The organism is Sphingomonas sp., from assembly GCF_031426035.1.
Lineage (GTDB): Bacteria > Pseudomonadota > Alphaproteobacteria > Sphingomonadales > Sphingomonadaceae > Sphingomicrobium.
Genome location: NZ_JANPKO010000011.1, coordinates 1 through 10634 on the forward strand (window position 1 = coordinate 1; position 10634 = coordinate 10634).

General features: G+C 68.5%; 8 protein-coding genes and 1 tRNA gene. 5 read left to right on the plus strand and 4 right to left on the minus strand.

The window, feature by feature from the left end; translation table 11 throughout:
- Together RMP08_RS01030 and RMP08_RS01035 are read right to left on the minus strand one after the other, a co-directional pair.
- Positions 1-879: aldehyde dehydrogenase family protein (locus RMP08_RS01030; RefSeq protein ID WP_310467087.1), on the minus strand; the 879-nt coding region annotated here is incomplete at its 3' end.
- Positions 880-911: 32 nt separating this feature from the next.
- Entirely contained in the window at positions 912-2285 is a 1374-nt protein-coding gene (locus RMP08_RS01035; protein WP_310467088.1) for a protein adenylyltransferase SelO family protein, read from the minus strand.
- Between the two features lie 50 nt (positions 2286-2335).
- Here RMP08_RS01035 and RMP08_RS01040 point away from each other — a divergent pair, with 50 nt between their 5' ends.
- A complete protein-coding gene (locus RMP08_RS01040; RefSeq protein ID WP_310467089.1) occupies positions 2336-3208 on the plus strand; it encodes an alpha/beta hydrolase in 873 nt (290 codons plus the stop codon).
- Here RMP08_RS01040 and RMP08_RS01045 read toward each other — a convergent pair.
- Both RMP08_RS01045 and RMP08_RS01050 read right to left on the minus strand, forming a co-directional pair.
- Positions 3205-5508, minus strand: coding sequence for a bifunctional salicylyl-CoA 5-hydroxylase/oxidoreductase (locus RMP08_RS01045; protein WP_310467090.1), 2304 nt, complete (start codon positions 5506-5508; stop codon positions 3205-3207). The two genes, RMP08_RS01040 and RMP08_RS01045, sit on opposite strands and share 4 nt — an antisense overlap.
- 32 nt (positions 5509-5540) lie before the next feature.
- A tRNA-Cys gene (locus RMP08_RS01050) sits at positions 5541-5614 on the minus strand.
- A gap of 199 nt (positions 5615-5813) precedes the next feature.
- Here RMP08_RS01050 and RMP08_RS01055 point away from each other — a divergent pair.
- From RMP08_RS01055 to RMP08_RS01070, 4 genes are all read left to right on the plus strand, one after another.
- Positions 5814-6464, plus strand: a complete 651-nt coding sequence (locus tag RMP08_RS01055; RefSeq protein WP_310467091.1) for a protein-L-isoaspartate O-methyltransferase — start codon at positions 5814-5816, stop codon at positions 6462-6464.
- 17 nt (positions 6465-6481) lie between these two features.
- Complete coding sequence (locus tag RMP08_RS01060; protein WP_310467092.1) at positions 6482-7951, plus strand: TolC family outer membrane protein; 1470 nt, start codon at positions 6482-6484, stop codon at positions 7949-7951.
- A 15-nt stretch (positions 7952-7966) separates the two neighbouring features.
- A complete protein-coding gene (locus RMP08_RS01065; RefSeq protein ID WP_310467093.1) occupies positions 7967-8374 on the plus strand; it encodes a DUF2497 domain-containing protein in 408 nt (135 codons plus the stop codon).
- 95 nt (positions 8375-8469) lie between these two features.
- On the plus strand, positions 8470-10634 hold a 2165-nt coding region (locus RMP08_RS01070), incomplete at its 3' end, for a valine--tRNA ligase (protein WP_310467094.1).

Consider the following 10634-nt stretch of genomic DNA (forward strand, 5'->3'; position numbering starts at 1 on the left):
GTCGACGATGATCCGGTCGATCAGCTTGACGACCTCGGCGATCAGCGCCTCATGCTGGCCGTCTTCGACGATCAGCCGCCGCGCCGCAGTGCAACGCTGGCCGGCCGACAGATAGGCCGACTGGACGACGATCGACGCCGCGGTCTCGACGTCCCTCGCGTCCCACACCACCAGCGGATTATTGCCGCCGAGTTCGAGCGCGAGGATCTTGTGCGGGGTCTCGGCGAACTGGCGGTGGAGCGACATGCCGGCGCGCGCCGAGCCGGTGAACAGCAGACCGTCGATGCCGGGTTCGGCGGCGAGCGCGCGGCCCTGGTCGGGCCCGCCAATCAGCAGCCGCACGACGCCTTCGGGGATGCCCGCCTCGTGCAGGCACTGGACCAGCAAGGCGCCGGTCGCCGGGGTCTTTTCCGACGGCTTGAACACCACCGCATTGCCGGCGATCAGCGCCGGCACGATGTGGCCGTTGGGGAGGTGCGCGGGGAAATTATACGGCCCCAGCACCGCCAGCACGCCGTGTGGCTTGTGGCGCACCGCGATCTTGTTGCCGAGCGCCGCTTCCAGCCGCCGCTGCGGGGTCCGCTCGGAGTAAGCGTTGAGCGAGATGTCGACCTTGTTGACCACCGCGCCGACCTCGGTCTGCGCCTCCCAGAACGGCTTGCCGGTCTCGCGTGCTATCAGCGTCGCAAACTCGGTTTCCTTGGCCCGCACGACATTGGCGAAGCGCTTCATCGCCTCGCTGCGATAGGCCACCGAATGATGTGCCCAGCCGGGGAAAGCGGCGCGCGCGATGGCCACCTCGGCGGCCGCGTCGCCAACCTCGCCGGACCAGATTTCAGCGCCCGTCGCGGGCTCGGTCGAGACTAAACGCTCCGCCATCGCCCGCTCTCGACCACGCTCCGCCAGCGCGGTCAAGCGGGGGCGTCGCCCATTGCCTCGCCCATGCGGCGGATCGCGGCGACCTTGGCCTCGAACGGACGCCAATCGTCGGCCTCGGCGATTGCCGCCCAGATCGCTTCGACCTCCTCGATGTGCATCGAGCATGGCGCGGCGTCGGACCAGTAGGGGTGGGTAGGGGGGACCGCGCGCCCGTCGAGCAGGGCCGCCAGCGCGCGGAACGGCGGGGACGGGTAACGCTCAGGCCCGGGGTCGCGCCCGCCGCGCCAGTCGAAGAACAGGCGGTCGATGGTCGCCTCGCGCGCTTGCAGCCCGATGACCAGCGCGGCGGCGAGCTCGCGGTCGCCGTCGCCGCGCGGCGCCACCCCGAGCCGAGCCAGCAGCGCCGCGACCAGCGCGGCCTCGAACCGTTCCCCCCAGCCAGTCAGCAGATCGGACAGCGCCGACGCCTCGGTCACCAGCGCGAGGCAGCCGGCGAGCTGGGCGAGGTCCCAGTGGATCGCCTCGGGCTGCCGCGCGAAAGAATAAAGTCCATGATGGTCGAAATAGGCCGCGGTGAAGTCGGGCTCCCACTCGGGGGTGAAGCGCCACGGGCCGTAATCGAAGCTCTCGCCCGAGATCGCGATATTGTCGCTGTTGAGCACGCCATGGACGAATCCCGCCGCCATGTACGAGGCGGCGAGGCGGGCGGTGGCGGCGGCGACGAGGTCGACCAAGCGCGCCGCATTGGCCGCATCGTCGCCACCCGGCGCTTCGCCATAGAGATGCGCGAGGCAATAGCGGACCAGCGCGTTGATGTTGTCGGTCTCGCCGAAGAACGCCAGCCGCTGGAAACTGCCGATACGGATGTGGCCGTGGCCGAGCCGGGACAGCACCGCCGAGCGGGTCGGCGACGGCTCGTCCCCGCGCAGCAATTGCTCGCCGGTCTCGAACACCGCGAAGGTTTTGGAGGTGTTGACCCCGAGCGCCTCGAGCATCTCGGTCGCGAGCACCTCGCGCACCGCGCCCTTGAGCGTCAGCCTGCCGTCGGCGGTGCGGCTGTACGGGGTAGTGCCCGAGCCCTTGGTGGCGAGGTCGAGCAGGCGGCCGTTGGCATCACGCAATTGCGCGAACAGGAAGCCGCGGCCGTCGCCGATGTCGGGGTTATAGTGGCGGAACTGGTGGCCGTGGTAGCGCAGCGCGAGCGGCGTCTCGAGGTTGCCTGGCAGCGGCTCGAAACGGCAGAAATGCGTGGCCCATTGGTCGTCGTCGAGGTCGAGGCCGATGCGCTCGGCCCAGCGGCGGTTCAGGAAGCGCGGCGTGCACGCGGGGAAGCGCGCCGCCGCGACCTCGTCGTAAAACGCCGCGCCGAGCTCGAGAATGCGCGGATCGGGGGTGGAGGATTGCATGGCGGGCACAACGCCGCGATAGGCGGTGCGATGCGCGAGGGAAATCATTGATGGCGGCGTGGCGCGACCGGTTCTGGACCAGCCGCGACGGGCTGAAGCTCCATTACCGCGATTATGACGGCCCGGCCGACCAGCCGCCCTTGCTGTGCCTCCACGGCCTGACCCGCAATTCGCGCGACTTCGCTGAGTTCGCCGAGCGTTACGCCGGCCAGTGGCGGGTGATCGTCCCCGATTTCCGCGGCCGCGGGATGAGCGAGCGCGACCCCCACCCGGTCAATTACGCGCCGCCGCTCTATGCCGCCGATGTCTTGAAGCTGCTCGACCAGCTCGGCATCGCCGATGCGGTGTTCGTCGGCACCTCGCTCGGCGGGCTGGTGACGATGCTGATCGCGGCGAGCGACGAGGAGCGCGTCGCCGCCGCAATCCTCAACGACGTCGGCCCCGAGCTCGACGAGGCCGGCCTCGAGCGGATCGAAACCTATGTCGGCAAGCCGGTGCTGTTCGCCGACTGGGAGGCGGCGGCGGCGGCGATCAGCGCGGCCCAGGGCGTTGCCCATCCCGGCTATGGCAAGGCCGACTGGCTGCGCTTCGCCCAGCGCGTGTGCCGCGAGGCCGCCGACGGCATCGAGTTCGACTACGACATGGCAATCGCCGACAATTTCCACCTTACCCGCGGGCTGCCGGCGATCGACGCCTGGCCTTATTATCGCGCGCTCGGCGGGCGCCCGCTGCTGATCGTGCGCGGCGCATTGAGCGACTTGCTGTCGGCCGAGGTCGCGCAGCGGATGCTCGGCGAAATCCCCGGCGCCGAGCTGGCCACCGTGCCCAATGTCGGCCACGCGCCCGAACTGACCGAGCCCGCAGCGCGCGCCGCGATCGACCGCCTGCTCGGCAAGGTCGCGGCGAGCGCGGCGGCCGCCTAGACCCGCAGCGCGGCTGCCGCCATCTCCGCCTCGCGCTGCAGGTTGCGCGCGAGCTGGGCCTGGCCATTGAGATATTGCGGGGGCACGTGAATGCCGCGGTAGTTGAGCGCCGCGGCGGCACGCAAAGTCCACATCGGGTCGATCAAATGCGGGCGGCCGAGCGCGACGATGTCGGCGCGGCCGGCGGCGAGTATCGCATTGGCGTGGTCGGGCTCGTAGATGTTGCCGACCGCCATCGTCGCCACCCGCGCCTCGTTGCGGAGCTTGTCCGAAAACGGCGTCTGGAACATCCGGCCGTAGACCGGTTGCGCGCCGGCCCACGTCTGGCCGGCGGAGACATCGATGAGGTCGGCGCCGGCTTCGCCGAACGCTTGCGCGATCAACACCGCCTCGTCGGGGGTGACCCCGTCGGCACCGGCCCAGTCGGTGGCCGAAATGCGCACCGACATCGGTTTTTCCCGCGGCCAGGCGTCGCGCATCGCGGCGAACACCTCGAGCGGGTAGCGCAGGCGGTTGGCGAGGCTCCCGCCATAGTCGTCGCCGCGCTTGTTCTGCAGCGGGGTGAGGAAGCTCGACAGCAGATAGCCGTGCGCGGCATGGAGCTCGATCATGTCGAAGCCCGCGTCGATCGCCATTTGCACAGCGCCGACGAACTGCGCCTTCACTTCGTCCATGTCGGCGCGCGTCATCGCGCGGGGCGTCTGGTTGGCGTCCGACCACGCCACGTCGGAGGCCGAGATCACCGGCCAGTTGCCGTCGGCCAGCGGCACGTCGTTGCCGTCCCAGCCGAGGCTGGTCGAGCCCTTGGCCCCGGAATGGCCGAGCTGGAGGCAGATTTTCGCTTTCGAATGGGCGTGGACGAAGTCGACGATTCTCCGCCATGCCGCGCCATGCTCCGGTGCCCACATCCCCGTGCAGCCGGGGCTGATGCGCCCCTCGGGCGAGACGCAGGTCATCTCGGTGAACAACAGGCCTGCGCCGCCGAGCGCGCGCGCGCCATAATGCACGAGGTGAAAATCGCCCGGGGTGCCATCGACCGCCGAGTACATAGCCATCGGCGACAACGCGATGCGGTTGGCGAGCGCCATCTCGCGCAAGCGGAACGGCGCAAACATCGGGGCCGCCGACTTGTCCGGCTCTCCCGCGCGCTGCCAGAACCAGCGCTCGACGCTGTCCAGCCAGGCCGGGTCGCGCAGCCGCAGATTCTCGTGGCTGATGCGCTGGCTCCGCGTCAGCAGCGAGTAAGCGAATTGCAGCGGCTCGAAATGGAGATAGCGCTCGAGCGTCTCGAACCATTCGGTCGAGTTGCGCGCGCTGTTCTGCAGCTTGAGCACCTCCAGATTCCGCTCCGCGACATATTCGTCCATCGCCGCGTCGAGCGTCAGCCCCGGCCGGTTGAGCACCTCGGCCAGCTTGATCGCATCCTCGAGCGCGAGCTTGGTCCCCGACCCGATCGAGAAATGCGCGGTGTGCGCGGCGTCGCCGAGCAGGATGAACTTGCCGTGCCGCCACTTGTCGCACTTGATCCGCTTGAAGGTCAGCCACGCCGCCGACCCGCGCAGATGCGCCGCGTTCGATTGCAGCCGATGGCCGTCGAGATATTTGGCAAAGATCGTCTCGCACAAGGCGATCGCCTCGGCCTGGTCCATCGTGTCGAGCCCGAGCCCGCGCCACGTCGCGTCGGAGCATTCGACGATGAACGTCGAGCAGTCGGGCGCGAAGCGGTAGGCGTGCGCCCAGATCCACCCCGCCGCGGTCTCCTCGAAGGCGAAGGTGAACGCCTCGAACGCTTTTTCCGTGCCCAGCCAAACGAAGCGGTTGGCGCGCTCGTCGACATCGACTGCGAAGGCGTCGGCAAACCGCTCGCAGACGCGGCTGTTGATGCCGTCAGCGGCGATCACCAAATCGTAGTCGGCCCACCGCGCGTCGTCGGCGGGGTCACACTCCGCCTCAAACTCGAGGCCGACTCCGAGCTCACGCGCGCGGCCTTGCAAAATCTCGAGCAGCCGCTTGCGCCCGATGCCGATGAAGCCGTGCCCCGACGAGCGGATGCATTGCCCGCGCAGATGCACTTCGATGTCGTCCCAATGCGCGAATTCGTCGGCGATGATCTTGGCCGAAACCGGGTCGTTGGCGGTCAGATTCTCGACCGTCCGGTCGGAGAACACCACCCCCCATCCGAAGGTCACCCCGGGCGGGTTGCGCTCGAACACGGTAATGTCGTGCGCCGGATCGCGCAGCTTCATTGAGATCGCGAAATAGAGGCCGGCGGGGCCTCCCCCGATGCAGGCGATGCGCATATCGAAGCTCCGTCGCTGCACGGAAAAAGGGGTGGAGGCCCGAGCCGGAATCGAACCGGCGTGCAAGGATTTGCAGTCCTCTGCGTAACCACTCCGCCATCGGGCCGAGGCCGTGCGTTTCGGGGGGAATGCCGCGTTCGTCAAGGCCGCCGCGCCGGACGCCGCCCTATTCGCCTCGGCCCGCCGCGTCCCGGGCGCCCTCCGCCGGTGTTTCGACCAACGGCGGGCGCGCGGCGCTTGGCGGCTGCGGCGCGGGCGGATAAGAGCGGGTTGCACCCCAACTGTATTACTGGCATAGAACACCAATGACGATTCACACCGCCATCCCCGATTATGCCGCGGCCCGCGCGGCGATGATCGACAGCCAGTTGCGCCCCGAAGGCGTGACCGACGCGGCGGTGCTGGCGGCGATGGCGGCGGTCTCGCGCGAGCGTTTCGTGCCCGAGGCGGCGCGCGCTTTGGCCTATGGCGACCGCGCCGTGCCGCTCGGGCAGGGCCGCTCGATGATGGCCCCGGCCGCGCTCGGCCTGTTGCTCACCGAGCTCGCCCCGCGTGCCGGCGAGCGCGCCTTGGTGGTTGGCGCCGGTGGTGGTTACTCTGCCGCGCTGCTGGCCAGGATCGGCCTCGAGGTCACGGCGCTGGAAAGCTCGCCCGCACTCGCCGCGGCGGCCAAGGCGAACGGCGTCACCGTCGCCGAAGGCGCGCTCACCGACGGCCACGCCGCCGGCGCCCCCTACGATCTCATCCTGATCGACGGCGCGGTCGAGCAGGTGCCGCAGGCGCTGGTCGACCAGCTGGCCGACGGCGGCCGCCTCGGAACGGCGCTCAGCGCGCGCGGCGTGACGCGCCTGGCCATCGGGCGCAAGGCGGGCGGCGGGTTCGGGCTCCACTCGATCGCCGACGCGGGGGTCGCGGCGCTGCCCGGCTTCGCGCGGCCGGCGGAATTCACGTTTTGACGGGCGAAGGCGGGTTGATGCGTAAGATTGCCTTTGGATCGCTGCTTGCGGCGCTGGCCGCGGGAACCGCCTCGGCCGACACCTTGCGCGAGGCTCTGGTGTCGACCTACCGCACCAACCCGACGCTGACCGGCGAGCGCGAAAACCTCCGCGCGACCGACTCGACGGTGGCCATCGCGCGCGCCGCCGGGCGGCCGCAAATCAGTGCCCAGGTCGGCCTCAACCGCAACCTGACCCGCAGCGGCGTGCTCGACAGCCGCGGCAGCAAGGGGCCGACCGTCAACGGCGGGCTCGATTTGAGCGTGCCGTTGTTCAACGGCGGCAGTGTGCGCAATTCGGTGCGCGCGGCCAAGACCCGCGTGCTGGCAGACCGCGCCAACCTCCGCGCCGTCGAAGGCGACGTGTTTACCGAGGCGGTCGCCGCCTACATGGACGTCATCCGCGACCGCGCGATCGTCGAATTGAACGCCAACAACGTCCGCGTGCTGGGCACCAACCTGCAATCGACCCGCGACCGCTTCGAAATCGGCGATTTGACCCGCACCGACGTCGCCCAGTCCGAGGCGCGGCTCCAGCTCGGCCGCTCCACCCTCGCCACCGCCGAGGGCCGGCTGATTTCTGCCGAGGAGAATTACCGCCGCGTCATCGGCCGCCGTCCCGATGCGCTGGCCCCGCCGCCGCCGCTGCCGCCGCTCCCCGCCACCCCCGACGAGGCGGTGCGCATCGCCTTGGTCGACAGCCCCGATTTGATCGCCGCCTACCGCGAGGCGCGCGCCGCCGGCCACGACGTCCGCGTCGCGCGCGCCGGGCGCCTGCCGACGGTGTCCGCGGTCGCCCAAGGCAATTACGTCAACACGCTGAGCGGCGACCCCGGCATCAACCCGGTGACCTTCGACAGCACCCGCGTCGGGACCGAAACCAGCGTCGGCCTGACCACCCGCATCCCGATCTTCCAAGGCGGCCTGCCCGCCGCGCGCATCCGCCAGGCACAGGCGATCGAAGGCCAGTTCCTCGAGCGCGTCATTTTCACCGAGCGGCTGGTCATCTCCAACACCCGCTCCGCCTTCGCCACCTACGAAGCGGCCAAGCGGGCGATCGATTCGAACATCGTCGCGGTCCAGGCCAACGAGCTCGCCCTCGAAGGCGCCCGCGCCGAGCGCGGCGTCGGCACCCGCACCGTGATCGAAGTCTTGAACGCCGAGCTCGAGCTGCTCAACTCGCAGGTCGAGCTGGTCCGCGCACGCCGCGACGCCTATGTCGCCGGCTTCCAGCTGTTGAACGCGATGGGCCAGGCCGAGGCCGACGATTTGGGGCTCGACGGCGGCCCGCTCTACGACCCCCTCGGCAATTACCGCCGCGTCGCCGGCGATTTCAACGACTGGGCCAACGACCGCCGCCATGATCCGGTCGCCACCCGCACCGTCACCGCCACCGAACTGCCCGCCACGCCGATCGTCCCGCCAGGGGTGACTTCGCCGCGGCGATAGGCGATATCGACCGCCATGCAGGGTCGCGAACCGTCGATGGAAGACATTCTGGCGTCGATCAAAAAGGTCATCGCCGAGGAGAAGGAGCAACGCGTCCAGCCGCTCCCCGTGCCGGCCGAGGACGCGGCCGAAGCTGACGCCGAACCCGAGGTGCTCGAACTCGACCAGCCGCTCGCCCCGCCGCTCGACCTCGGCCCGCCATTGCTTGACGAGACCGCCGCCGGGCACAGCCGCGTCGCGCTCGACAACCTCACCACCATCGCCGCCTCCGTGCCCCCGCCGCCGCTCGTCAACCCGCTCGAGGAGATGGTCCGCGACATGCTCCGCCCGGTGCTCAAGCAGTGGCTCGACGAGCATTTGCCGGGGATCGTCGACGAGCACGTCAAGCGCGAGATCACCCGCATCACCGGCCGCCCGCTGTAGTCGTCATTGCGAGGAGCGTTAGCGACGCGGCAATCCAGTTCTGGATTGCTTTGCTACGCTCGCAATGACGAAAAAACCCCGCTAACCGCCGCCCGATGAGCGAACTCGCCAAGACCTTCGAGCCCGGCCCGATCGAGGCGCGCTGGTATGCGCATTGGGAAGCGACCGGGCTGTTCCGCCCCGACCGGCCCGACGCCACCCCGTTCACCATCGTCATGCCGCCGCCCAACGTCACCGGCTCGCTGCACATCGGCCACGCGCTCGACAATACGCTGCAGGACATCCTGGTCCGCCACGCCCGCATGCAGGGCAAGGACGCCTTGTGGGTGGTCGGCATGGACCATGCCGGGATCGCCACCCAGATGGTGGTCGAGCGCCAGCTCGATCTCGAGCAGAAAAAGCGCACCGATTTTTCGCGCGAGGAGTTCGTCGACCGCGTGTGGGCGTGGAAAGCGGAGAGTGGCGGCGAGATCACCCGCCAGCTGCGTCGCCACGCCGCCACGGGCGACTGGGCCCCCGAACGTTTTACGATGGACGAGGGCTTTTCCAAGGCCGTCACCCATGTCTTCGTCGAGCTTTACAAGCGCGGCCTCGCCTACCGCGACAAGCGCCTGGTCAACTGGGACCCCAAGTTCCAGACCGCGATCTCCGACCTCGAGGTCGAGACGCGCGAAATCCAGGGCAAGTTCTGGACCCTGCGCTATCCGCTCGCCGACGGTTCCGGCCACGTCGAGGTCGCCACCACGCGGCCCGAGACGATGCTCGCCGACATGGCGGTCGCGGTGCATCCGGAGGATGCGCGCTACACCGCGCTCGTCGGCAAGGATGTCCGCCTGCCGATTACCGGGCGCCTGGTGAAAATTATTGCCGACGAGCATGCCGACCCCGAGCTCGGCTCGGGCGCGGTCAAGATCACCCCGGGCCACGATTTCAACGATTTCGAGGTCGGCAAGCGCGCCGGGTTCAAGCCCGCAGACATGCTCAACATGCTCGATGGCCAGGGCCGCGTGGTGCAGACCGCCGACGGACTGATCCCCGCCGAAGTCCTCGGCCGCGACCGCTTCGACGCCCGCACCCGCGTGGTCGAACTGCTCGAAGCCGAAGGCGCATTGGTCAAAATCGACGACCGCGTGATCGCCACGCCGTACGGCGACCGCTCGGGCGTGGTGATCGAGCCGTGGCTGACCGACCAATGGTATGTCGACGCCGCGACCCTCGTGAAGCCGGTGCTCGAGGCGACCCGCTCGGGCGCGATTCGGATTGTGCCGGAGACGTGGAAGAAGACCTGGTTCAACTGGCTCGAAAACATCCAGCCGTGGTGCGTCTCGCGCCAATTGTGGTGGGGACACCGCATCCCGGCGTGGTTCGACGACGACGGCAATGTTTTCGTTGCGGAAACGGTTGCGGAAGCGCAAGCGAAGGCCGGGGCGGGGGTTGAACTACGTCGGGACGAGGACGTGCTCGACACTTGGTTCTCCTCCGCGCTCTGGCCGTTCGCGACCTTGGGCTGGCCCGAGCAGACCGAGGAGCTCGCCCGCCATTATCCCAATGACGTGCTCATCTCGGGCTTCGACATCATCTTCTTCTGGGACGCCCGAATGGCGATGCAGGGGTTTGAATTCATGGGCGAGCGCCCGTGGAAGACGCTCTATCTCCACGGTCTGGTCCGCGACGCGCAGGGCGCGAAAATGTCCAAGTCGAAGGGCAATACGGTCGATCCATTGGGCCTGATCGACCGCTACGGCGCCGATGCCTTGCGCTTCACTTTGGCGGCGATGGAAAGCCAGGGCCGCGACATCAAGCTCGATGAAAAACGCGTCGAGGGCTATCGCAACTTTGCCACCAAGCTGTGGAACGCCGCGCGCTTCCTCCAGGGCAATGGGGTGGGCGCGAGCGCCTCGATCGCAGCGCCCGAGGCCAATCTGCCGGTCAACCGCTGGATCATCGGCGAAGTGGTCGACACGCTTGGCCGTCTCAACAAGGCGTTCGACGAATTGCGCTTCGATGGCATGGCCGACGCCATTTACCACTTCACCTGGGGCACCTTCTGCGACTGGTATGTCGAATGGATCAAGCCCGAACTTCATCCATCGAGGATCAGTGAAGGCTCGAACATCGAAACTCGAGCTGTGGCTGCTTGGGTTTTTGATCAGATCCTCGTCATGCTGCACCCCTTCATGCCATTTGTTTACGAAGAGCTTTGGCACAGTATGGGAGAACGAAAGGATGCCTCCGGAAATCCTTGGCCGCTAATTACGGC